This window comes from Streptomyces sp. NPDC014870, from assembly GCF_043081505.1.
Classification (GTDB): domain Bacteria; phylum Actinomycetota; class Actinomycetes; order Streptomycetales; family Streptomycetaceae; genus Streptomyces.
This window is the reverse complement of the sequence record NZ_JBIBWQ010000007.1, coordinates 409,458-432,847: the sequence shown is the minus strand read 5'-3', so window position 1 is coordinate 432,847 and position 23,390 is coordinate 409,458. Positions and strand designations below refer to the sequence as shown.

The following is a 23,390-nucleotide window of genomic DNA, read 5'->3' as shown; positions in this document are numbered from 1 at the left end:
TACGGCCGAAAGGCGCCCTTGCGGCGGTCGGTCGGCGGGACCGAGACTCCCCCACAGCGCCGGCCCCTGGCCGCGCCTCACGGGTCCGGCACCCCACGGCGGACCCCCGATTCCCCTCTGGAGGAACGCGAAGTGAGGATCAAGCGCACCACCCCCACGAGAACCATCCGTCTGCTCGCCGTCGCCACCGGCCTCGCCGCCGCCGCGGCCGTCGCGGTCCCCGCCGCGAACGCCGACACGGCGCAGACCTTCAGCGCGTCGCAGCTCACCGCCGCGGGCGACGCCGTCCTCGCGGCCGACGTGGCAGGCACCGCCTGGCACGTCGACCCGGCCACCGGCACCCTGGTCGTCACCGCCGACTCCACGGTGTCCAAGGCCGAGATAGCCGAGATCAAGCGCGAGGCGGGCGCCAACGCCGGCGCGATCCGTATCGAGCGCACTCCCGGCAAGTTCAACAAGCTGATCTCCGGCGGCGACGCCATCTACGCCACCAGCTGGCGCTGCTCCCTCGGCTTCAACGTCCGTGACAGCGCGGGCAACTCGTACTTCCTGACCGCCGGGCACTGCACCGACGGCGCGGGCTCCTGGTACTCCGACTCGGGCCGTACCACCGTCCTCGGCACCACCTCGGGATCCAGCTTCCCGACCAACGACTACGGCATCGTCCGGTTCACCAACACGAGTGTGAGCAAGCCCGGCACGGTCGGCAGCGTCGACATCACCAGCGCCGCCAACGCCACCGTGGGCATGTCCGTGACCCGTCGCGGCTCCACCACCGGCACCCACAGCGGCTCCGTGACCGGCCTCAACGCCACGGTGAACTACGGCGGCGGCGACATCGTCTACGGCATGATCCGTACCAACGTCTGTGCCGAGCCCGGCGACTCCGGCGGCCCGCTCTACTCCGGCAGCCGCGCGATCGGCCTCACCTCCGGCGGCAGCGGCAACTGCTCCAGCGGCGGCACGACGTTCTTCCAGCCGGTCACCGAGGCGCTGAGCGCGTACGGGGTCAGCGTGTACTAGAGCGTCCGGCCGGGCACCATGATCCGAACGGAAGCCGGTCCCCCGGCCCCTCGTGGGCCGGGGGACCGGCGCGTGGACTCGTGGTGGGGAGAAACGTGTGACCGTCCGGCCCGGTGGACCGATACCCGCCTCCGACGCCCAGCGCAGGGTCAGGCGCAGCCCGTTGCTCTACACCGCGCCGATCGTGCTGCTCTGCCTGCTCACGGGAGTCCTGGGCTGGGAGATCGTCCGCGCCAACATGACCGAGCAGGCCAGGACCGACTGGCCGTGGCGGCTGCAGTTGCTGGACATGGAGCCGCTGGGCAGCCTGCTCGCGGTCGCGGCGGCCGCCGTCCTCGCGCGGGCCCAGTACGCCCGTACGGTACGGCCCATGCTCGGCTGGCGGGCCGACTGGACGACGGGCCGGCTGACCGGGAGCGGGAGCGGGAGCGGGAACGACGGGAACGGGGTCGAGTGGCGGGCCGGGGTGTACAACGGCGGCCAGTACACCGCGGTGATCGAGCGGTACGACTTCCGGCTCGTCCTGGCGGGGGAGAGCGCCCCGGAGTCGACCCCGTGGACGGACCTCCCCGGAGCCGTGGCCACCCTGACCGGGGCCGGCCTGGTCGCCGGCGAGGACTTCCGGATCCCGCTCTTCGGCGACTTCCCGCTGGTGGGCACGGGGACGTACGAGACCGTGACGATGGGCTCCTTCTCCCGACGCTTCGTCGACGAGGTCGACGCCTTCCACGTCCGGATGAGGGTCGTGGACACCGTCGGGGACAGTCATGAACGGATCATGAACCTCCTCAAGGGCGCCCGCTCGACGGGCTACCCGCCACCGGCCTCGTGAGGGGCGGTGCCCGGGCATCGGCGCCTGCGCCATGATGTGACCAATCGGCGGGTCGGGGGGCTCATTCGGTGAGAAGACGCGCGCTCATGTCGGTCATGGTGATGCTGCTGTCCGTCCTGGCGGCTGTGGCGGCTCTGGCCGCACCGACGGCGGCCCGTGCGGCACCCGGCCCGGCCGCGGCGCCGGTGTGCGAGTCCGCGAAGCTCGCCGATGCCGAGGTCAGCACGTCGGTCCGGCTGCAGCACGAGGACCGTACCTACACCAAGGTCGAGACGGAACTGAGCGTCGAGGTCCCCGGGGACTGGCCGTTGGCACCGGACCTGATGCTCAGTGAGGGCAGCCGGCGGTACATCACCGCCATGGCCTGCCTCACCATGGGCGATGTGGGCCAGCAGCGCCGCTGGACGGAGTGGCGTACCGGCACGCCGCGCGTCTCCTCGAAGGACGGCCGCGTGAGCGTGGTGGACAGGGCGCACACCTGGGTCAACCGGTACGGCAGGAACCTGGACGTCGGCGTCTGGCGGGTGCGCGCCGGGGCGGAGCACTGGACCGTGACCCTGCGGCCGCCGCCCGCGCTGGCCGGGGCACGGTGGGAGAAGGTGACGGTGGATCCCGGCTCGCCCGGGGCGGACAATGCCACGCCCCGCCCGACGGCGGGGGTCGGCGCGACGGGGCTCGTCTGGCAGCCCGCCGCGCCGAGCGCGGCACCGGCCAAGGGAAAACAAGGGAGTGGGAAGAAGCAGTCGTCGGGAGGGGGTTACGCGCCGACCGCCGTCGGACCGCCGTCCGACCTGAACGTCTCCCTGGAACCTCCGTGGCGCCGTTCCTGGAGCGCCCAGACCGAGCGCCTGCCCGTCGTCGGCCTCGACCGTCTCGGCTCGCTGCTCTGGACGTCCGGCATCTCGGCGCTGCTGTGGATCGCCGTCCGGCGGTACCGCCGTCGTCCGGCGACGGCGACGGCGGAACAGGATCGTGCGCTGCGCAATCTCGGCGCGTGGGCTCTGGCCGTCGTCCTGCTGGAGTTCTGCATCCGCGCGGACGACGTCATCAGCCGGTACGGGGACCGCAGCGGTGGGTTCCGGTTGGAGGAGTGGCTCCTTCTCGGGAACAGCTTCGCGATCGCCTCCGTCGCCGTACTGCTCGGCTTCGCCAAGCCCTCGGGGCGGATCTGGGCCGCGGCCGGCGTCCTGGCCGTTCCGCCGTTCGCGCTGATGACCTGGCCGGACGTGTTCACTCGGCGCTCCTCATCCGTCGACGCCGCCGATCTCGGCGTTCTCGCCGTCTCGTCCTCCTGTCTTCTGGCGCTCATGCTGCTCGGCTGCGCCGCCGCGACATGGCGCCTGGCTGTCGACGGGGGCCTGCTGCCGGCGAGCCGGCGCTTTCCGGGCAGTCGGCGCGTCCTGGCACTCCGCTGGGCCGGACCGGCGGTCGGTGTGGCGACGCTGGCCGTCGGCGTGTGCTTCGCCCTCGCCGAGGAGCGGAGCTGGCAGCGCGTGTCGTGGCTGAGCAGCCGAATCGACCCCCTCTACGGACGGGAGCACCGGAACGACTGGTTCTGGGAACTGGTCTGGTCCGTGTCCAACGCCCAGGACTGGATCCTCGACTACACCTGGATGATCACGTGCGTCGCCATGCTCGCCGTACTCCGAACCTGGCGTGCGCGCGCCACACTGTCGCCCTTCGACGACGGCGCCGACCGGCTGCTCTTCCTGACGTTCTTTCCCGTCGCGGTCACCTTGGTCCCCGCCGGCTACTTCGACAACGCCGCTCTGTACCTCATCTCGATCCCGCTCTGCATGCTCTCGCTGTACGGGGCGGCGCGGATGGCTGGCGGCCGCGCGGTCCTCGCGCAGCCCTTCGAACGATCCGGGCTGCGGCTGGCCACGTCGAGGGGGCCCGACGCGCGGCGGGCCCTGCTGCGCAAGGCCCGCTCCTACCGCGAGATCCACGCCGAGCTGCGCCGCCTTGACCAGGGCCTCTTCGGGGACGTTCCGCCCAAGCGAAGGAACCTGGAGCGGGATCTGAACGATCTGCACGACTGGCCCGCGAGCCTGTCGCGCACGGGCCCGGACCGGCTCCCGGCGAGGGTGTCGGTGGTGGATGCCGCACTGGCGCTCGGTCCGCGCGACGACTGGTGGGCGAACGGCAGCCGTGGTGCGCGCTTGGCGTTGGTGCCGGGGGTTCCCGCGACCGTGCTCGCCACCTGGGCCTGGGTGTTGCGGGGAGAAGGGTGGCAGGACGCGCTCTCGTACTTCTACGGAATTCCCGATCTGGTGCTCAGCCTCGCCTTCTGGCTGGTGGGGTTCGTCGGGGCGGGCTTCACGCTCGGGGCTCTGTGGCGCATGCTCCCGGGGCGGCGGGGCGCCGCCAAAGCCGTCCCCGTGGCTCTGGCGTTCGCCCTGCCCATCGGCATCGACGTCGTGGGCTTCTGGTTCACCCGGGAGAGCGCGGACGGCATGGCGCTCTACGTCCTGGTGATGCTCTTCGTCCTGACCGTCACCGGGATCGCGCTCGACCTCGACACCTTCCAGGGCGAACGCCGGTACTGGCAGAGCCGGCTGGGGCTGCTCCTGTCCGTCTACCAGATGCGCTACTACTCCCTGCAGATGGCGTATCTCATCGCGCAGCTCGTCGCGATGCTCACGATCTGGGAGTTCTTCGTGGAACCGGATGCTGCTCCGACGAAGGAACAGACCACCGGACGGTAGCCGCTCCGGCTGTCGGAGGCTGCCCGGCTACCGGAGCAGCCGGTCCAGGACGGACGGCAGGGCGTACTGGGCGGCGAAGTGGCCCGCGTCCGGGACGAGTTCGAGGGTGGCGTTCGGGATCGTGGCGGCCAGCCAGCGGGTGTGGTCCGGGGGTGAGAAGGCGTCGTCGAGGCCGTGCCAGAGCAGGACCGGGGTGGTGATGGCGGAGACGTCGAAGCCCCAGGGGCGGGTGAAGGCGAGAGAGTCGTCGGTCCAGCCGTGGTGCGTGGTGCCGAGCGCCTCGCGGTAGGTGCGCAGGAGCGTGGCGCGTACGGCGGGGTCGGAGACGATCGGGAGGTCGTGGTCGGAGAGTTCGGCGCGCAGGTCCTCGACGAGCCGCTCGGGGTCCTCCCGGATGGCCGCCGCCCGGGTGGCGAGGTCCGCGTCGAGCAGCTCGGGCGCCTCGGCGGCCAGGCCGAACTCGCGGACGTTGAACGGGGTCATGCCGCCGAACCAGTCGAGCCCGGCCGCGTCCCGGGGCGCGATGCTCACGAGCGCCGCGGCGGCCGGGACCCGCTCGGGCAGCAGGGCCGCGCAGGCGAGCGCGTGCGGCGCGCCGCCGGAGCGTCCGACGACGGCGAAGCGGTCCACCCCCAGCGCGTCGGCGACGGCGGCGGCGTCCTGGGCCGCGTCGGCCACCCGGCGGCCGGGGTGCCGGTCCGAGCCGCCGTACCCGGGCCGGTCGTAGGCGAAGAAGCGCAGGTCGGGGCGGCGCTCGGGGAGGTCGGGCAGCGCGGTCCCCAGCCGGCTGCCGGGTGTGCCGTGCAGGAGCAGTACGGGGGTCCCGGCGGGATTTCCCCATTCCTCGGCCAGCAGCAGGCGGCCGTCAGCGGTGCGCACATGCTTTCCCATGGCCGGAGAGCTTACCGGCGAATTCTTGTGAAAGTTTTCACAAGCCCGCAAGGGTCTTAAGGCCTGGGCTGTCATCACAGGTCAGGGGTGGTTTCGGTGGGATTCTCGCGATCTTGAAGGGGCTTTCGGCCTGCCCGGTCAGGGCTTTGTCCGGGCCCTTTCGGTATTCCCCGGGTGTCGAATGGAGTCGTCGGAGAAAAGGGATCGAAGAAGGAGTACCTGCCATGGAGGTCACGGCGGCCGAGGAGACGGCCACGGAGACGGTGGACGGACTCGTCGAGAGGGCGCTCGCGGCGCTCGGGCGGTTCGAGGAGCTCGACCAGGAGCAGGTCGACCACATCGTCAAGAAGGCGTCGCTCGCGGCGCTCAGCGCCCACGGCGAACTCGCGAAGCTGGCCGTGGAGGAGACCGGCCGCGGCCTTTTCGAGGACAAGGCCGTCAAGAACCTCTTCGCCTGCGAGCACGTGACGCACTCGATGGCCGGCCTGAAGACCGCCGGAGTCATCCGCCGCGACGAACTGAACGGCATCACCGAGATCGCCGAACCCGTCGGCGTCATCTGCGCGATGACCCCCGTCACCAACCCCACCTCGACCACGGTCTTCAAGGCGCTGATCGCCCTGAAGACCCGTAACCCGATCGTCTTCGCCTTCCACCCCTCCGCGCAGCGGTGCTCCGCGGAGGCCGCCCGGATCGTCCGCGACGCCGCCGTCGCCGCCGGCGCGCCCGCCGACTGCGTGCAGTGGATCGAGGAGCCCTCCATGGCGGCCACCGGCCTCCTCATGCACCACGACGGCGTCTCCACCATCCTCGCCACCGGTGGCAACGCGATGGTCAAGGCCGCCTACTCCTGCGGCAAGCCCGCCCTCGGCGTCGGCGCCGGAAACGTCCCCGCGTACGTCACCCGGAGTGGCAAGCTCCAGCGGGCCGTCCACGACATCGTGCTCTCCAAGGCCTTCGACAACGGCATGATCTGCGCCTCCGAGCAGGCCGTCATCCTCGACCAGGAGGTGTACGAGCAGGGCATCGCCGAGTTCCAGCGGCTCGGCGCGTACGTCGTCACCGCCGCCGAGAAGACCAAGCTGGAGGAGTACGTCTTCGGCACCACCGCCTACGCCACCACCTGCTCCGGCGCCAGGCTCAACGCGGCCGTCGTCGGGAAGTCGCCGCGGTGGATCGCCGAACAGGCGGGCTTCGAGGTCCCCGAAGGCACCACGCTGCTGCTCGCCGAGTGCCACGAGGTCGGCGAGGGCGAACCGCTCACCCGCGAGAAGCTCTCCCCGATCCTGGCCGCCCTCAAGGCCGACACCACCGAGCACGGCCTCGAACTCTCCGCGCGGATGGTCGAGTTCCACGGACTCGGGCACAGCGCCGCGATCCACACCGAGGACGAGGAACTCGCCGAGGAGTTCGGCAAGCGGGTCAAGGCGATCCGGGTGATCGTCAACGCCCCCTCCACCTTCGGTGGCATCGGCGACGTCTACAACTCCTTCCTGCCCTCCCTGACCCTCGGCTGCGGCTCGTACGGACACAACTCTGTCTCGAACAACGTGACCGCGGTCAACCTGGTCAACGTCAAGCGGATCGGACGGCGCAACACCAACATGCAGTGGTTCAAGGTCCCGCCGAAGATCTACTTCGAGCGCAACTCCCTGCGCTACCTGGGCGAGATGGACGGCCTCAAGCGGGTCACGATCGTCACCGACAAGACCATGGGCACGCTCGGCTTCGTGCAGAAGGTCACCGACATCCTCCAGGCCCGCCCCTCGGCGGTCGTCCTTCAGGTCATCGACGACGTCGAGCCCAACCCCGAACTCGCGACCGTCCAGGCGGGCGCCGCGCGGATGCGGGACTTCGGGCCCGACACGATCGTCGCGCTCGGCGGCGGTTCGGTGATGGACGCGGCCAAGATCATGTGGCTGATGTACGAGCACCCGGAGGTCGAGTTCGCGGACACGAAGGAGAAGTTCTTCGACATCCGCAAGCGCGCGTACACGTTCCCCGGTCTCGGGGAGAAGGCGCAGCTGGTGGCCGTCCCGACCACCTCCGGCACCGGCAGCGAGGTCACCCCCTTCGCCGTCATCTCCGACCCGGCGGCCGCGCAGAAGTACCCGCTCGCCGACTACGCGCTCACCCCGAACGTCGCCATCGTCGACCCGGTCCTCCCCATGGGCCTCCCGGCGCACGTCACCGCCGACTCCGGCTTCGACGCGCTGACCCACGCCACCGAGGCGTACGTCTCGGTCTACTCCAACGACTACACCGACGGGCTCTGCCTCCAGGCGATCAAGCTCATCTTCGAGAACCTGGAGCGGTGCGTGGTGAACGGGGTGAAGGACCCCGAGGCGCGCGAGAGGATGCACAACGCCTCGACCGTCGCCGGCATGGCCTTCGCCAACGCCTTCCTCGGCCTGGTCCACGCCATGGCGCACACCCTCGGCAACACCTTCCACGTCCCCCACGGCCGCACCAACGCCCTGCTCCTGCCGCATGTCATCCGGCACAACGGCCAGGTCAGCGGCAAGGCCACACCGTGGCCGAAGGCGGAGGTCTACCGCGCCCCGGAGCGCTTCCAGGAGATCGCGAAGACGCTGGGCCTGCCGGCCGCGACGCCGGAGGAGGGCGTGGAGTCCTACGCGAAGGCGGTGGAGGAACTGCGGGCGAAGTGCGGGATCCCGGCCTCCTTCCAGGCGGAGGGCGTCGACGAGGCGGCCTTCCTGGAGGCCCTGCCGCAGCAGGCGATGAACGCGTACGCCGACCAGTGCGCGCCCGCCAACCCGCGGATGCCGATGATCGACGAGATGAAGGAGCTGATGACCCGGGCGTACTACGGCGCCTGAGCCCTTGGCGAGACCCTTGCCGAACAGCCGGCCGCCCCGCGCGAGGAAGCGCGGGGCGGCCGGCCGTTCGCGTGCGAGCCCGGCGGGACCGCCTGCTCGGCGGGGCTCGACCGGGAGCGGATGTTCACGCGGCGGCACCGCCCGCCGGGCTGCCCGCGCCGCCTGCGCCGCCCGCCGGACTGCCTGCGCCGCCCCCACCGCCCGCGCCGCCCGCCGCGCCGAGTTCCTCCGCGGTCGGTTCGGTGCCCGGCTTCCGCTTCAGCGAGGACATCACCAGCGTGACCGCCGTACCGACGACCGCCCAGGCCGAGAGCACCAGGAGCGAGACGGTGATGTCGTTGCCCCTGAAGTACGCGATCGACCGCGCGACCCAGGTGCCGGCGCCCGGGGGCAGGGCGGGGCCGATCGCGTTCCAGAACGGCGGCAGCATCGGCAGCGGGAACGCGCCGCCCGCGCTCGGGTTGCCGGCCACGACGATCAGCAGGATCGCCAGGCCGATGCCGACGATGCCGAAGACCGACTGGAGGGCGAGGGTCGCCGCGCCGACCGCGAAGACCACCAGGGCGCCCAGGCCCCACAGGGCCATGACGCTGCCGGGCAGGGCGCCGAGGATCGGGCCGACGATGACGGCGCCGCCGAGACCGCCGAGGATCGCGTAGAGCGCGAGCACGCCGAGCCGGATGATCGCCCGCTGCGGGTTCGCGGGGCGGGAACCGGCGCTGATGGCGAGGATCGCGGCGCAGATGTAGCCGCCGACGCACCAGCCGACGACCAGGTAGAAGGCGGAGAGGCCGTCGAAGTCCTGGGGCGAGGCGGGCGCCACGTCCACGGTCCTGAGAGTGCGTCCGTTGGCGGCCTCGACCTTGGTGAAGAGCGATTCCAGGGTGGAGGAGAGCACGGTGCCGCCGCCGGAGGCGACGAGCAGCGTGTCGGTGGTGCGGGCCGGGTTCACCAGGAGGGCGCCGTCGATGTCCCGGTTCAGGATCTGCTCGCGGGCCTCGGCCTCGTCGGTGACGGTCCGCGCGTCGAGCGGTCCGCCGGGGAGCTGGTCGAGCCGGTCGACGAGCTGGGCGGAGACCGGCGGGGGCGCGACCACGCCGAAGGGGACGTCCCGCGGCTTCGGGTTGTGGAGTGCCCCGACGTACGAGGTGATGAACAGCAGCTGGAGGGCGAAGACGCCGATGACCAGCAGCGCGGCGCGGGTCGTGACGGCACTCTTCAGTTCGTCGACGAGGCTCATGCCCCCACGCTCCGGGGAGGGAAGTGATCGCGCAGGCGGGATGGGGCCGAACGGATGAGGCCGGACGGACGGGGCGTGCGCGACCCCTCGCGCGGGAATCGATGATGTGTTCGAATCGGGTCGCCGACCAGGGGTGATGAGGGGGTACAGTAATCGAACGAGCGTACGATGAACATATCGGGTGAATCGTCGAAAAGGGGTGGAGTGATGGAGGTGCGACATGGCGGGCTTCGCCCAGCTGCACGTCGCGTCCGGTTACTCCGTCCGCTACGGCGCCGCCCACCCCGAACACCTCGTCCGGCGGGCCGCCGAGCGGGGCGTACCGGCGCTCGCCCTCACCGACCGGGACACCGTCACCGGCGCCGTCCGGTTCGCGAAGGCCTGCGCCCGGGCCGGAGTCCGGCCGGTCTTCGGCGTCGACCTGGCGGTGGAGGCCCTGGCGCCCCCGCCGCCCTCCCAGCGGCGGCGCACCCCTGCCCGGGGCGGCGCCCATGTGATCGAACCGCCGCTGCGGTTCACGCTGCTCGCACGGGACCGTGAGGGGTGGGCGCGGCTGTGCCGCCTCACTTCGGCCGCCCATGTCGACGCGCTCGGCGGTACGGCGCCGGTGGTGCCGTGGGAGGCGCTGCGCGCCCACGGCGGCCCCGGCCTGATCGCGCTGCTCGGCCCGGTCTCGGAACCGGTACGGGCCCTGGCGGCGGGGCGCGAGGACGTCGCGGCGCGGCTCCTCGCCCCCTGGCGGGAGATCTTCGGCCGCGGACTCGGTCTGGAGGCGGTGGCGTACGGACCCTCCGGCACCGGCCCCGGCTCGCTCCGGCTCGCCGCCCGGACGGTGGCGCTCGCCGACCGCACCCGTACCACCGCCGTCCTCACCAACGCCGTGCGCTACGCCGACCCGGAGCAGCACCGGCTCGCCGACGTCCTGGACTCCGCGCGGCTGCTGCGCCCGATCGACCGGCGCCGCCTGGACAGCGGGCAGCGCTGGCTCAAGGACGAGGGAAGGATGACGAGCATCGCGCGGCTGATCGCCGAGTGCGCGGGCGCGGACCCCGCGCGGGCCCACCGGCTCCTCGCCGACACCGCCGCCGCGGCGGCCGCGTGCACCCTCGACCCGGTCGCCGACCTGGGGCTCGGCACCCACCACTTCCCCGAGCCCGAGCTGTTCGGCGCGGCGCCCGGGGCGGACGGCGCCGCGCGGCTGCTGCGCGCACGGAGCGAGGCAGGCCTGGTCCGGCGCGGCCTCGACCGGGACCGTGCCGCGCTCGACCGGCTCGACGAGGAGCTCGCGGTGATCTCCCGGATGGGGTACGACTCGTACTTCCTCGCGGTCGGCCAGGTCGTGGCCGACATCCGGGAGAAGGGCATCCGGGTCGCGGCCCGCGGCTCGGGCGCCGGATCGATGGTCTGCCACGCGCTGGGCATCGCCACCGCCAACCCGCTCGACCACCGTCTGCTGTTCGAACGCTTCCTGAGCGTGCGCAGGAAGTCGCTGCCCGACATCGACATCGACGTGGAGTCCGCCCGCCGCCTGGAGTGCTACGACCTGATCTTCGACCGCTTCGGCACGGAGCGGGTCGCGGTCACCGCCATGCCCGAGACCTACCGGGCCCGCCGCGCCCTGCGCGACACGGGTCTCGCCCTCGGCGTCGCGCCCGCGGACGTCGACCGGATCGCCAAGAGCTTCCCGCACCTGCGGGCCTCCGACATCCGCGGCGCGCTCGCCGAACTGCCCGAACTGCGCGGCCTCGCGGCCGAGGCGCACCGCTACGGGCCGCTGTGGGAGCTGGCCGAGGGGCTCGACTCCCTGGTCCACGGCATGGCCATGCACCCCTGCGGCGTGGTCATCAGCGACGCGACGCTCCTGGACCGGCTGCCGGTCCAGCCGACCCCGCAGGGCGAGTACCCCATGGCGATGGCGGCGAAGGAGGAGATCGAGGCGCTGGGCAACATCAAGCTGGACGTCCTCGGGGTCCGGATGCTGTCCTCGATGACCCACGCGGTCGCCGAGATCGAACGCGTCACCGGCGACCGCGTCGACCTGGACGACCCCGCGCAGGTGCCGCTCGACGACGTCTTCGCGTTCAAGCTCATCCAGCAGAGCGAGACCCTCGGCCTGTTCCAGCTCGAATCGCCCGGCCAGCAGGACCTGCTGTCCCGGCTCCAGCCCCGCGATCCGCAGGACGTCATCGCCGACATCAGCCTCTTCCGGCCCGGGCCGGTCGCCGGCGGCATGCCCGAGCGGTACATCGCCGCCCGGCACGGCGGCTCGCCCCAGTACGCCCATCCCGACCTGGAGCCGGTGCTCGCCGACACCTACGGAGTGACCATCTGGCACGAGCAGATCATCGAGACGCTCTCGGTGATGACCGGCTGCGACCGCGCCCTGGCCGAGGTCGCCCGGCGGGCGCTCGGCGACCGGAAGCGGCTGCCCCGGATCGAGGAATGGTTCCACCGCCTTGCCGGCGCCCGGGGGTACAGCGCGGCGGTGCGCGCGCAGGTCTGGGAGACGGTCGAGGCCTTCGGCGCCTACGGCTTCTGCCGGGCGCACGCCGTCGCCTTCGCCGTACCGGCGCTGCAGAGCGCCTGGCTCAAGGCGCACCACCCGGCGTTCCTGCTCGCCGGGCTCCTCGAACACGACCCCGGCATGTGGCCCAAGCGGGTCCTCGTCTCCGACGCCCGCCGCCGCGGCGTGCCGGTCCTCCAGGTCGACGTCAACGCCTCCCGGGTGAAGCACACCGTGGAGAAGGCGGACGGCGACCGGTGGGGCGTACGGCTCGCCCTGTCCGCCGTACACGGGATCAGCGAGGACGAGTGCGCGCGGATCGAGCAGGGGCAGCCCTACGGATCGCTCTCGGACTTCTGGCAGCGGGCCCACCCGAGCCGGCCCGTCGCCGAACGCCTCGCCGAGATCGGCGCCCTGGCCTGCCTCCACGAGGACGGCCTGACCCGGCGCGACCTGCTGCTGCAGATCGCCGAACTCCACCGGCAGTCCCGCACCCGGTCCGCGGGCAAGGGCCAACTGCCCCTGGACGCGGGCGCCGTCGGCGGGGCGGAGCCGAGCGGGCTGCCGGAGATGACCGGCCGCGAGGCCCTGAGCGCCGAGCTGAACACCCTCGGCATCGACGTCTCCCGGCACCTGATGGAGCATCACCACCGGCTGCTGCGCGAGATCGGCGCGACCGACTCCGCCCACCTGGCCGGGATGCGCGCCGGGCAGCAGGTGCTCGTCGCCGGGGTGCGGGCCTCCACCCAGACCCCGCCGATCGCCAGCGGCAAGCGGATCATCTTCGTCACCCTGGAGGACGGTTCCGGCCTGGTCGACCTGGCCTTCTTCGAGGACTCCCACCCGGCCTGCGCGCACACCGTCTTCCACAGCGGACTGCTGCTCGTGCGCGGCACGGTCCAGGTCCGCGGCACCCGCCGCACCGTCGTCGGCACCATGGCCTGGGACCTGGACGAGATCGCCGCGGCCCGCCGCGACCGGGGACCCGAGGCGGCGCTCGCCCTGCTCGGCGCCGAACGGCCGCACCCGACACCGGCCGAGCCGCACCCGGCCGCCGGGAGCGCGCCCGCCGCGCCGCACCGCGTCCTGGTCAACGGCACCACCGGCGCCCGGCTGCATCCGTACGCCGACCTGCAACCGGCCGGCAGCCGTTCGGCCGACCTGAAGAAGTTCGGCTACACCAGTCCGGGGAGCGCGGGATGACGGTACGCCAGCGGCATGTCGCCCACCTCCATCTGCACGCGGTGCCGAACGGGGAGCAGTACGGACACATAATCGAACTGGTGTCCGGTATCACGCCCCACGTCCAGGCCGTCCCGCCGCAGGCCGTCCAGCTGGACCTCACCTCGGCGCTCCGCTACTTCGGCCTGTCCCCCTACGACGTCGTCCAGTTGGCGAAGCTCCGGCTGAAGGCCCTCTACGACATCGACAGCAGCGCGGGGCTCGCGGGGAACCGGATGCTCGCGGCGATGGCCGCCGACGCGTCCGCGCCCGGCGAGACCACCTGGGTCCCCGCCGACCGCGCCGCGGAATGGCTGTACCCCCGGCCGGTCACCGCGCTGCCCGGAATCGGGCGCGCCACGGCCGACGCGCTCCGCCGGTACGGGCTGCACACCGTCGGCCAGATCGTCGAGCTGCCCCCGGCGACCCTGCAGCGCCTCCTCGGAGCGGGCCCCGCCCGGCTCCTCGCCGAGCGCGCCCGCGGCCACGACCCCCGCCCGGTCACCCCGTCCGAGCCCGCCGCGCACCTGAGCGCCGACCTGGTCCTGGAGCGGGACTGCCTCGACCCGGCCCAGCACCACCGGGCGGTCCTGGGCCTCGCCGACCGGATCGGGCAGCGCCTGCGCGGCGAGGGTCTGGCCGCCGGACGGCTCACCCTCACCGTGCGCTACGCGGACCGCAGCTCCACCACCCGCACCCGCGCCCTGCCGGAGTCCACCGGCCACTCGCCGGCCCTCGCCGCGACCGCCCTCGGACTGCTGGCCGCGCTCGGCCTGCAGCGGGCCCGGGTGCGCGCCTTCGCGCTCCGCGCCGACGACCTGCTGCCGGCCGGCAGCGCCTACCGGCAGCTCTCCCTCGACCCCGGCGACTCGCGCGCCCGCGCGGCCGAGGCCGCCGCCGACCGGGCCCGCCGCCGCTTCGGCGCGGAGGCCGTCCGTCCGGCCGCGCTGGGTGGAACGGCCCGAAGTGGAGTACCCGTACTCCGTATTGACGAGAAGTCACTTTTTACCGACGCGTAACTTCCCAGTGAAGGCTACTCGTGCGTAGCTTGGCCTGAAGCAGAGCATCCCCACCTGTGGTCCGGGCCGCAGGGCTTACTGCCTCGTTCGTTCCTGATTTCCCTTGAGCCGCAAGGAGATCGCACGATGCTGCCCTGGAAACACGCGCTCAGAACGCTCTCGGTCCTGCTGCTGACCGCCGCCGCGACCCTCGCCCCCACCGTCTCCGCGCAGGCCGCGCCCGCCCAGGCCGCCGCCGCCACCAGCAGGGGCTGGAACGACTTCTCCTGCAAGCCCTCGGCCGCTCACCCGCGCCCGGTCGTGCTGGTCCACGGCACCTTCGGGAACTCCATCGACAACTGGCTGGTCCTCGCGCCGTACCTGGTCAACCGCGGGTACTGCGTCTTCTCGCTCGACTACGGCCAGCTGCCGAACGTGCCCTTCTTCCACGGGCTCGGCCCCATCGAGAAGTCGGCCGAACAGCTCGACGTCTTCGTAGACAAAGTGCTCGCGGCCACCGGCGCCGCCGAGGCCGACCTCGTCGGGCACTCGCAGGGCGGCATGATGCCCCGTCACTACCTGAAGTTCCTCGGCGGGGCCGAGAAGGTCAACGCGCTCGTCGGGATCGCCCCCGACAACCACGGCACGACCCTCCTCGGCCTGACCAAGCTGCTGCCGTACTTCCCCGGCGTCGAGAAGTTCATCTCCGAGAACACCCCGGGCCTGGCCGACCAGGTCGCCGGATCCCCGTTCATCACCCGCCTCAACGAGGGCGGGGACACCGTCCCCGGCGTCACCTACACGGTCATCGCGACCAAGTACGACGAGGTGGTGACCCCGTACCGCTCGGGCTTCCTCAGCGGTCCGAACGTCACCAACATCGTCATCCAGGACAAGTGCGCCCTGGACCTCTCCGAGCACGTGGCGATCGGGACGGTGGACCGGGTCACGTTCCACGAGGTGGAGAACGCCCTCGACCCGGCCCACGCGACCCCGACCACCTGCCTCTCCGTGATCGGCTAGGTGCTCGCCCGCACTCAGCGCGCGGCGCGGCGACCGCGGCCCCGGCGGGCCGCACCGAACAGCACGGCCGCGCCGAGCGCCAGGACGGCGGCGCCACCCATCGCCACGTACGACGTGGTGGCGTCGCCACCGGTCTCGGCGAGCCGCTCGCCCTCACCGGCGGCGGCCGGCTCGTTGGGCGCGGCCGAAGCTGTCGACGCGGCCGGCTCCGAGGCGGCGGGCTCCGAGGGGGTCGCCGACTCCGAGGTCTCCGGCGCCGCGGCCGTCGCCTCCGCGCCGGTCCCGGCGTGCTGGTCGCCGTGGCCGCCGTGCTCCACGGAGGACTCGTCCGTGCCGGCCTCGATCTCCTCGTCGGTCGGCGCGGACGCCGTCGGGGCGGGCGTGCCGCCGGTGCTGCCGTTGTCCTTGCCGAAGACGACGTCGGAGCAGGTGTAGAACGCCTCGGGGGAGTCGGAGCGCTGCCAGATCGAGTAGATCAGGTGGCGGCCGGACTTGTTCGGGATCGTGCCGTCGAAGACGTAGTCACCGCTCTCCATCCGCGGGTCGGTCACCGTCGCGAACGGCTTGGCCTCCAGGTCCGACCACTTCAGCGGCTTCGAGGGGTCGTAGCCGTCCTTCGTCACGTACAGCTCGAAGGAACCCCGGTGCGGGGCCGTGCCCTTGTAGCGGAAGGTGTGCTTGCCGGCGGTGAGCGTGCTGGCCGGCCAGTCGCCGCGCGCCAGGTCGAGACCCCGGTACTTGTCGTTGCCGGCGCTGCAGAGCTTGCCGTCCGGAATCAGGTCGCGGTGCTTGCCGGCGGCGTTGGCGATGTTCACCGCGTTCCAGTCGTAGAACGCCTGCGTCCCGCTGGCCGCCACGGCCGCCTTGCACGCCGCCGACTTCGGGCTCTCGGGACCCTCCGCGTAACACGCGGACACCCGGCTCACCGGGTCCGTCATCGACCCGTGTGCGAAGGCCGGGGCGGCGGCGAGACCCGACAGGGCCAGCACGGCGGTGGCGGTCACGGCAGAGGCGGTGGTACGGCGAGAGACCATGGGGGGACAGCTCCTTCACGAGGGTGGTACGTGGGTGGCACGTGGGGGGACGCAGAGCAAGCTAGCCGCCGCGACGCGCGAAAAAGCCTGTGGAGCGGGCGAGATGGCGATCCTTAGGATCGCTTTAAGGCAGAGGTAAGAGGGGCCTGAGAATCGGGCCCCCGAGAGGCCGACCGGAGGCCCGATGACCGACGAGACCCCCCTCTTCCGCGCGGGGCTGCGGGCGCTCCCGTACAGCTGGGGACAGTGGCCCGACGAGGAGACCCCCGAGACGTGGGCCCTCGCGCGCGGTGCCCTGGAGGCCGCGCTCCCGCCCGGTCGGCTGGACGGGCCCGAGCCGCGCGTCTACCCGAAGGACAAGTACTTCGCCGACGACGAGGTGCCGCCGGACGACTGGTACTGCCACGAGATCCTGCGCGAGACGGTGACGGACCTGCCCCGCGCGACCGTCGGGCAGCTGACCGCCGCCGAGGCCGCCTGCACCGCCGTCGGCCTCGACACCAGCGACTTCCGCGAGGGCCGCTGGACCTGGCGGCTCGCGGGGTTCCTCGTGGAGCCCGCCCTCGACTGGTGCGGCCTCGCCGACGACGTCGACGCCCTCGACCCCTGGTTCCCGGAGCTGGCCGCGCTCTACATCCGCCGCCGGATGGCCGTCGAGCGGGCGACCCTGGCCCTGCTCAACGTCCGCTCCCTGGCCTCGGCCCGTGCGGCGCTGAACGCCCTCGCCGTCGACCCGGAGGTGGACGAGGAGACCCGGGAGTGGATCGCGCGCAGGCTCGGCGAGGACGAGACCGCGCCCTGACCCCGCGCAGGCTTGGCGAGGACGGGGGCGAGACCGCGCGCTGACCCCGCGCCGGGGCAGGTGCCGCTACCCCAGGCGGCGGTAGCGGCGCTCCGGGCGGCCCGTGCCGCCGTACCGCAGGGTGATCTCCGCGCGGCCCGTCTCCGCGAAGTACTCCAGGTAGCGGCGCGCGCTCACCCGGGAGAGCGCGCCCGCCTCCGCGCACTCCGTCGCCGACAGGCCCTCCGGGTGGGCCCGCAGGATGCCGTCCACCAGCTCGGCCGTGTGGGCCGCGAGGCCCTTCGGGAGTTCGCGCGAGCCCGGCGGGCGGGTGCCGAAGATCTGGTCCACGTCCTCCTGACGTGCCTCCTCCAGCGCGTCCAGCCGGGTCCGCAGGCCCGCCACATGCCGCAGCTGCTCCTGCAGCGCGCTCTGGTTGAACGGCTTGATCAGATAGTGCAGCGCCCCCGCGCGCAGCGCCGAGCGGATCATGCCCGCGTCCCGCGCCGCCGTGATGAAGAGCGCGTCGACGGCGAGACCGGACCCGCGCAGCTCGCGCAGGACGGAGATGCCGTCCATGTCCGGCAGGTAGATGTCGAGCAGGACGAGATCGGGGCGCAGCCGGTCGGCGAGGCGCAGCGCCTCACCGCCGCTGTGCGCGACCCCGACGACGGAGAAACCGTCCACAGTCGACACATAACGGCTGTGAAGCTTCGCGACCATGAAGTCGTCGTCGACCACCAGCACCTTCGTCACGCCGACACGCTAGGTCGCGACCACAAGGACCACAACGTCCGTTGATTGCGGAAGAGAGACAGGTTCTTAACGCGCGGGCAACATGTGGGCCACTTCACACACCTATCGAGAGGCGGCACACGTGCGTCTGCGCACCCCCCTCGCCCTGCTCGGGGCCGCGCTGCTGGTGTTGGTGGGGCCGCCCCTGCTCTCCGCCGGCGGCGGCTCCGACACCGGCACCCAGATCCCAGGACTGCGCTTCATGGTCCCCAACACTCCCGGCGGCGGCTACGACATCACCGCCCGCACCGCGGCGAAGAACGCCGAGGACGCCGGTCTGACCACCGACATCGAGATCTTCAACCTGCCCGGCGCCGGCGGCACCGTCGGCCTGACCCGGCTCGTCGGCGAGCACGGCAACGGCAAGCTTGCCATGTCCATGGGTCTCGGCGTCGTCGGCGCGGTCCACACCAACAAGACCCCGAAGACCCTCGCCGACACCACCCCGATCGCCCGGCTCACCATGGAGCCCGACATCGTCGTGGTCGGCAAGAACTCCCCGTACAAGACCATCCAGGACCTGCTCACCGCCTGGAAGAAGGACCCCGGCAAGCTGCCCGTCGGCGGCGGCTCCTCGCCCGGCGGCCCCGACCACCTCGCCCCGATGCTGATGGCGCAGGCCGCCGGCATCGCGCCGAAGAGCGTCAACTACATCCCCTTCGACGGCGGCGGCGAGCTCCTCGCCTCCATCCTCGGCGACAAGGTCGCCTTCGGCGTCTCGGGCGTCGGCGAGTACCTCGACCAGATCGAGTCCGGCGAGCTGCGGCTGCTCGCGGTCACCGGGCCCGAGCGGGTCCCCGGCCTCGACGCCCCCACCCTGCGCGAGGCCGGGCTCGACACCGAGTTCATCAACTGGCGCGGGATCGTCGCCCCGCCCGGCCTCTCCGACGCCGAACGCGACAAGCTCGTCGGCCTCGCCAGTGAGCTGCACGCCTCCCCGCAGTGGCGCGAGTCGCTGAAGAAGAACGGCTGGAACGACGCCTTCCTGCCCGGCGAGGAGTTCGGCGCCTTCCTCGCCGCGCAGGACAAGCAGGTCGCCTCCGTACTGAAGGAGCTGGGACTGTGACGACCACCGACACCGACACCCCGTCCATCGACAAGGCGGGTAGCCGCTCCTGGCTGCGCGAGCACTCCGAACTCGGCGTCGGCCTGCTCCTCTTCGCCCTCGGCGTCCTCGTCCTCACCGACGCCCTCACCATGACCGTCGACCTCGCCCAGCGCGGCCCGGTCGGCCCCAGGACCGTGCCCGTGGTCGTCGGCACCGGCCTGCTCGTCGTCGCCGTCCTGCTCGCCGTCGACGTCCTGCGCGGCGGCCGGGGCGAGTCCGAGGGCGGCGAGGACGTCGACCTCTCCGAGCCCAGCGACTGGCGCACGGTCCTGCTCCTCGCCGGGGTCTTCCTCGGCTTCGCCGTCCTCATCGGCCCCGTCGGCTTCCCCGTCTCCGGAGCCCTGCTCTTCTGGGGCGCGGCCTACGCCCTCGGCAGCCGCCACCTCCACCGCGACCCGCTGATCGCCGCCGGACTCTCGCTCCTCACCTACGTCGTCTTCAACAACCTGCTCGGCGTTCCCCTGCCCGGCGGCCCGCTGATGGGAGTGCTCTGACCCATGGACTCACTCAACTCCCTGATCGACGGCTTCGGTACGGCCCTCACCCCGATGAACCTGCTGTGGGCCGCCGTCGGCGTGCTCCTCGGCACCGCCATCGGCGTCCTGCCCGGCATCGGCCCCGCCATGGCGGTCGCCCTGCTGCTCCCGGTGACGTACGGACTCGAGCCGACCGGCGCCTTCATCATGTTCGCCGGCATCTACTACGGAGCCATGTTCGGCGGCTCCACCACCTCGATCCTGCTCAACACCCCCGGCGAGAGCGCGGCCGTCGTCGCCGCCCTCGAAGGCAACCCGATGGCCAAGGCCGGCCGGGGCGCGCAGGCGCTCGCGGCCGCCGCCATAGGCCACTTCACCGGCGGCATGATCGGCACGCTGCTGCTCGTCGCGCTCGCCCCGACCGTCGCCGCGCTCGCCGTCGACATCGGCGCGCCCGACTACTTCGCCATCATGGTCCTCGCCTTCATCGCGGTGACCTCCGTCCTCGGCTCCTCCCGGATCCGCGGCCTCGCCTCGCTGCTCATCGGCCTCACCCTGGGCCTGGTCGGCCTCGACCAGATGACCGGGCAGCAGCGCCTCACCTTCGGCTCGCTGCAGCTCGCCGACGGCATCGACGTCGTCATCGTCGCGGTCGGTCTCTTCGCCATCGGAGAGGCCCTCTGGGTAGCCGCCCACCTGCGCCGCACCGCGGGCGAGGCCATCCCGGTCGGCCGCCCCTGGCTCGGCGGGGACGACGTACGGCGCACCTGGAAGTCCTGGCTGCGCGGCCCCGTCATCGGCTTCCCGTTCGGCGCGATCCCGGCCGGCGGCGCGGAGATCCCGACCTTTCTCTCGTACGTCACCGAGAAGCGGCTCTCCAAGCACAAGGACCAGTTCGGCAAGGGCGCCATCGAGGGCGTCGCGGGGCCCGAGTCCGCCGCCTCGGCCTCCGCCGCCGGCACGCTCGTCTCGATGCTGACCCTCGGCCTGCCGACGACCGCCGTCGCCGCCGTGATGCTCGCCGCCTTCCAGCAGTACGGCATCCAGCCGGGACCGCTGCTCTTCGAACGCGAACCCGAGCTGGTCTGGGGCCTGATCGCCTCGCTCTTCGTCGGCATGGTCCTGCTGCTCGCGCTGAACCTGCCGCTCGCGCCCGTCTGGGCCAAGCTGCTGCGCATCCCGCGCCCGTACCTCTACGCCGGCATCCTCTTCTTCGCGGCCGTCGGCGCGTACGCGGTCGGCGGCGAGGCGCTCGACCTGGTCATCCTGCTGATCATCGGCCTGATCGGCTTCGGCATGCGACGGTACGGACTGCCCGTCCTGCCCGCCGTCATCGGCGTCATCCTCGGCCCGGCCGCCGAACAGCAGCTGCGCCGCGCCCTGCAGATCAGCGACGGCTCGCTGACAGGCCTGGTCAACACCCCGTTCTCGGTGACCGTCTACGCGGTCGTCGCGCTCCTGCTGGCCTGGCCCCTGCTGAAGAAGGTGATCGTCCGCCGCCGTAACGTGTCGGCATGACCGACGACATCCGCCCCGCAGAGTCGAGCGACGTTCCGCGCGTGAAGGCCGTCACCGACGCGGCCTACCACCACTACATCGAGCGGATCGGCCTCGTGCCGGCCCCGATGGAGGCGGACCACGCGGCGGACGTCGCCGCGGGGAGGGTGTTCGTCGCGGGTGACCCGGTGGTCGGCCTCGTGGTCCTCAGGACCGAGGCCGACCACCTGTACCTCGACAACATCGCCGTCCACCCCGGCGCCCAGGGCACCGGCCTCGGCCGCCGTCTGCTCGCCTTCGTGGAGTCCCGCGCCCGCGCGCTCGGCCTGCCCGAGGTCCGGCTGCTCACCAACGCGATGATGTGGGAGAACCAGAAGATGTACGAGCGGTACGGCTACCAGCTCGTCGAGCGCCGGGTGGACGGACCGTACGATCGTATGCACTACCGCAAGCGCCTCAACTCGCCCCCGATAGAGTGAGTTTCAGTCAGCTCATGGCGTGATCCGGTATCCCTGGCGGGCGGTACACCCCCCACCCCGAAGGGATCACCCCTCATGCGCATCCGCCTCGCCCTCTCCGCCGGCACCCTGCTCGTCGCGGCCGCCGCCGGCACCGCCCAGGCGGCCCCCGCCGACACCCTCACCGTCGACGCGTACGGCACCGTCGCCGCCGACGGCACGGTCACCCTCTCCGGCCAGTACCGCTGCCTCGACGACAGCGCGGGCCCGGTCTTCGTCTCCAGCACGCTGGTCCAGCAGGACCGTTCCGCCGGCATCGGCGGCACGCGCGCCGTCTGCGACGGCCGGCTCCACGACTGGACCAACTCGGGCGTCGTGAAGGAGCCCTCCTACCGGGCCGGAGTCGCCCAGGTGAAGGCCACCCTCATGCAGCTCACGCCCTCGGGGCCGCTGGGCGTGCCGATGCCCGCCTTCCTCGCGACGGAGGAGGCGGACGTCATCCTCGGCTGACACCGTCCTCGGCCGACGTCGAGGACCCTGTCGTCACTGGTCCGGCGGACCGCCGAGCAGCCGGACCAGGCCCTCGCGGCCCAGGTGTTCGAGCTCGTCGAGGGCGTCGACGGCGCGGGCCGCCGCCTCCGGGTCGGCGGCGGCCAGACCGCTCGCCGCGAACTCGTCCTCGTCGAGACGCAGCACCTCGCTGCCGTCCGCCGACACCCACAGATCCAGGTCCAGGTCCTCGACCACGACCTCGGATCCGCCGACGACGGACGGCCGGGTGATGTCGCAGTACCAGCCCTTGAGCGTGCCGTCCGAGGACCGGATCTCCTTGACCGCGTACCAGCGGTCGCGCCAGTAGTGCTCCACGAACACGTCGCCCGGCTCGAACCGTACGAAGCCGAAGTCGCGTACGCCTTCGGCCGCCCAGGGCGCGCGTACGGTCAGCCGCGCGCCGTCGTCGGCCACGACCTCGGCGGGATACCGGATCTTGGTCCGCCCCGCCTTCGTGAGCACCATCTCAACCGAGCGCCCTGACATGGCGCACCTCCGTCGCGCAGATCTCGTAGCCGAACCACTCGTTGATCGCCAGCATCGGCCCGTTGCCGGCGTCGTTGCCGGTGAACGCCTCCGTGCAGCCCGCGGCGCGCGCCCGGTGCAGGGAGTCGTTCTTGGCGAGCTTGGCCAGGCCCCGGCCCCGGAAGGCCGGATCGGTGCCGGTCATCCCCGTGCTGTAGCGCCCCGAGCCGTCGGTCTGGGCGGCGCTGAACGCGGCCGGACGACCGTCGACCACGGCGACCGTGGTCAGGTCGCGGTCGAAGAGCGGGTGGTTCCACGTGGTCGCCAGCCAGTGCTCGTAGTCGTTCAGTTCGGCACCCACGTCCCCTGGCTCGTCGGCCGTGGTCACCGCGTCGAGCGCGAACAGCGGACGGGGGTCGGCGGCGAAGGCGGCGGCGGTCCGCAGCTCGACGCCGGCCGGCGGCTCCTGGAGCGGCGGCAGTTCGGCGGAGGCCAGGTCGAGCCGGAGGAAGTGCGCGGAGCGGCGGGCCGCGTAGCCGTGCCGCTCGGCGAAGGCACGGAACTCCGGCTCGTCGAGCACCCAGCTGTAGAGGGTGGTCACCCCGCACTGCGCGAGATGCTCCTCCGACGCCCGTACCAGCAGCGTGCCCGCGCCCAGGCCCCGCTTCTCCGGGTGGACGTAGACATTGACCGAGCCGACCCCGGGCTCGGGCGCGTCGTGCGCGACGCGGAGCTGGGCCGTGCCGACGACCTCCCCGTCGACGTCCGCGACCAGCGGGCGCGCGTGCGCGTCGGGATGGGAGTGCGCCCAGTCGAACGCGACCTGGGTGCCGCTGGCGAGCATGTAGGGGAGCGCCGCACGCCGGACACGGGCGAAGTCCTCGGCGTCCTCGGGGCGTACATCTCGGACGATCACAGTCATGGTGCCGCACGCTATGCGTCGGA

19 protein-coding genes are annotated in these 23,390 nt (G+C 72.3%); 13 read left to right on the top strand and 6 right to left on the bottom strand.

Annotation, left to right across the window (positions count from 1 at the left end; genetic code table 11):
- Positions 1–132: 132 nt before the first annotated feature.
- From ACF09C_RS22305 to ACF09C_RS22295, 3 genes are all read left to right on the top strand, one after another.
- The gene (locus ACF09C_RS22305; protein ID WP_392093581.1) at positions 133–1,023 is read left to right on the top strand and encodes a S1 family peptidase; all 891 of its coding nucleotides are present in this window, start codon (positions 133–135) and stop codon (positions 1,021–1,023) included.
- 97 nt (positions 1,024–1,120) lie between these two features.
- Positions 1,121–1,855: a hypothetical protein gene (locus ACF09C_RS22300; RefSeq protein ID WP_392093579.1), complete on the top strand. Its 735-nt coding sequence runs from the start codon at positions 1,121–1,123 to the stop codon at positions 1,853–1,855.
- Positions 1,856–1,941: 86 nt separating this feature from the next.
- The gene (locus tag ACF09C_RS22295; RefSeq protein ID WP_392093577.1) at positions 1,942–4,563 is read left to right on the top strand and encodes a DUF6185 family protein; all 2,622 of its coding nucleotides are present in this window, start codon (positions 1,942–1,944) and stop codon (positions 4,561–4,563) included.
- 27 nt (positions 4,564–4,590) lie between these two features.
- Here the strand turns inward: ACF09C_RS22295 and ACF09C_RS22290 are convergent, their stop codons facing one another.
- Positions 4,591–5,454: an alpha/beta fold hydrolase gene (locus ACF09C_RS22290; RefSeq protein ID WP_392093575.1), complete on the bottom strand. Its 864-nt coding sequence runs from the start codon at positions 5,452–5,454 to the stop codon at positions 4,591–4,593.
- 224 nt (positions 5,455–5,678) lie between these two features.
- On the opposite strand from ACF09C_RS22290, the gene adhE reads away from it, so the two are divergent.
- Complete coding sequence (adhE, locus tag ACF09C_RS22285) at positions 5,679–8,294, top strand: bifunctional acetaldehyde-CoA/alcohol dehydrogenase (protein WP_392093573.1); 2,616 nt, start codon at positions 5,679–5,681, stop codon at positions 8,292–8,294.
- A gap of 124 nt (positions 8,295–8,418) precedes the next feature.
- Here the strand turns inward: adhE and ACF09C_RS22280 are convergent, their stop codons facing one another.
- Positions 8,419–9,534, bottom strand: coding sequence for a DUF3533 domain-containing protein (locus ACF09C_RS22280; RefSeq protein WP_392093571.1), 1,116 nt, complete (start codon positions 9,532–9,534; stop codon positions 8,419–8,421).
- Positions 9,535–9,754: 220 nt separating this feature from the next.
- Between ACF09C_RS22280 and ACF09C_RS22275 the strand changes: the two genes are divergently transcribed.
- The 3 genes from ACF09C_RS22275 to ACF09C_RS22265 all read left to right on the top strand — a co-directional run bounded on the left by ACF09C_RS22275 (position 9,755) and on the right by ACF09C_RS22265 (position 15,279).
- Positions 9,755–13,240 carry a DNA polymerase III subunit alpha gene (locus ACF09C_RS22275; RefSeq protein WP_392093569.1) on the top strand — a complete coding sequence of 1,162 codons (3,486 nt, stop codon included), beginning with the start codon at positions 9,755–9,757 and terminating at the stop codon, positions 13,238–13,240.
- The gene (locus ACF09C_RS22270; protein ID WP_392093567.1) at positions 13,237–14,277 is read left to right on the top strand and encodes an ImpB/MucB/SamB family protein; all 1,041 of its coding nucleotides are present in this window, start codon (positions 13,237–13,239) and stop codon (positions 14,275–14,277) included. Before ACF09C_RS22275 ends, ACF09C_RS22270 begins: the two co-directional genes overlap by 4 nt.
- Before the next feature lie 126 nt (positions 14,278–14,403).
- Complete coding sequence (locus tag ACF09C_RS22265; RefSeq protein ID WP_392093565.1) at positions 14,404–15,279, top strand: esterase/lipase family protein; 876 nt, start codon at positions 14,404–14,406, stop codon at positions 15,277–15,279.
- 14 nt (positions 15,280–15,293) lie between these two features.
- On the opposite strand, the gene ACF09C_RS22260 is transcribed toward ACF09C_RS22265, so the two are convergent.
- A complete protein-coding gene (locus ACF09C_RS22260; RefSeq protein WP_392093563.1) occupies positions 15,294–16,313 on the bottom strand; it encodes a lytic polysaccharide monooxygenase in 1,020 nt (339 codons plus the stop codon).
- Positions 16,314–16,497: 184 nt separating this feature from the next.
- On the opposite strand from ACF09C_RS22260, the gene ACF09C_RS22255 reads away from it, so the two are divergent.
- Positions 16,498–17,115, top strand: coding sequence for a hypothetical protein (locus tag ACF09C_RS22255; protein ID WP_392093561.1), 618 nt, complete (start codon positions 16,498–16,500; stop codon positions 17,113–17,115).
- 66 nt (positions 17,116–17,181) lie between these two features.
- Here the strand turns inward: ACF09C_RS22255 and ACF09C_RS22250 are convergent, their stop codons facing one another.
- Positions 17,182–17,850, bottom strand: a complete 669-nt coding sequence (locus ACF09C_RS22250) for a response regulator (RefSeq protein WP_362416159.1) — start codon at positions 17,848–17,850, stop codon at positions 17,182–17,184.
- 121 nt (positions 17,851–17,971) lie between these two features.
- Between ACF09C_RS22250 and ACF09C_RS22245 the strand changes: the two genes are divergently transcribed.
- The 5 genes from ACF09C_RS22245 to ACF09C_RS22225 all read left to right on the top strand — a co-directional run bounded on the left by ACF09C_RS22245 (position 17,972) and on the right by ACF09C_RS22225 (position 21,938).
- Complete coding sequence (locus ACF09C_RS22245; protein WP_392093559.1) at positions 17,972–18,955, top strand: Bug family tripartite tricarboxylate transporter substrate binding protein; 984 nt, start codon at positions 17,972–17,974, stop codon at positions 18,953–18,955.
- Positions 18,952–19,491, top strand: coding sequence for a tripartite tricarboxylate transporter TctB family protein (locus ACF09C_RS22240; RefSeq protein ID WP_392093557.1), 540 nt, complete (start codon positions 18,952–18,954; stop codon positions 19,489–19,491). Before ACF09C_RS22245 ends, ACF09C_RS22240 begins: the two co-directional genes overlap by 4 nt.
- Before the next feature lie 3 nt (positions 19,492–19,494).
- Positions 19,495–20,991, top strand: coding sequence for a tripartite tricarboxylate transporter permease (locus ACF09C_RS22235; RefSeq protein WP_392093556.1), 1,497 nt, complete (start codon positions 19,495–19,497; stop codon positions 20,989–20,991).
- Complete coding sequence (locus ACF09C_RS22230; protein ID WP_392093555.1) at positions 20,988–21,449, top strand: GNAT family N-acetyltransferase; 462 nt, start codon at positions 20,988–20,990, stop codon at positions 21,447–21,449. The genes ACF09C_RS22235 and ACF09C_RS22230 overlap by 4 nt, the downstream gene beginning before the upstream one ends.
- A 75-nt stretch (positions 21,450–21,524) precedes the next feature.
- Positions 21,525–21,938 (top strand): DUF6299 family protein, encoded by a 414-nt coding sequence (locus ACF09C_RS22225; protein WP_392093553.1) that lies wholly within the window; start codon positions 21,525–21,527, stop codon positions 21,936–21,938.
- A 33-nt stretch (positions 21,939–21,971) separates the two neighbouring features.
- On the opposite strand, the gene ACF09C_RS22220 is transcribed toward ACF09C_RS22225, so the two are convergent.
- Both ACF09C_RS22220 and ACF09C_RS22215 read right to left on the bottom strand, forming a co-directional pair.
- Complete coding sequence (locus tag ACF09C_RS22220; protein WP_392093551.1) at positions 21,972–22,466, bottom strand: DUF402 domain-containing protein; 495 nt, start codon at positions 22,464–22,466, stop codon at positions 21,972–21,974.
- Positions 22,447–23,367, bottom strand: coding sequence for a GNAT family N-acetyltransferase (locus tag ACF09C_RS22215; protein ID WP_392093549.1), 921 nt, complete (start codon positions 23,365–23,367; stop codon positions 22,447–22,449). Before ACF09C_RS22215 ends, ACF09C_RS22220 begins: the two co-directional genes overlap by 20 nt.
- Positions 23,368–23,390: the final 23 nt, after the last annotated feature.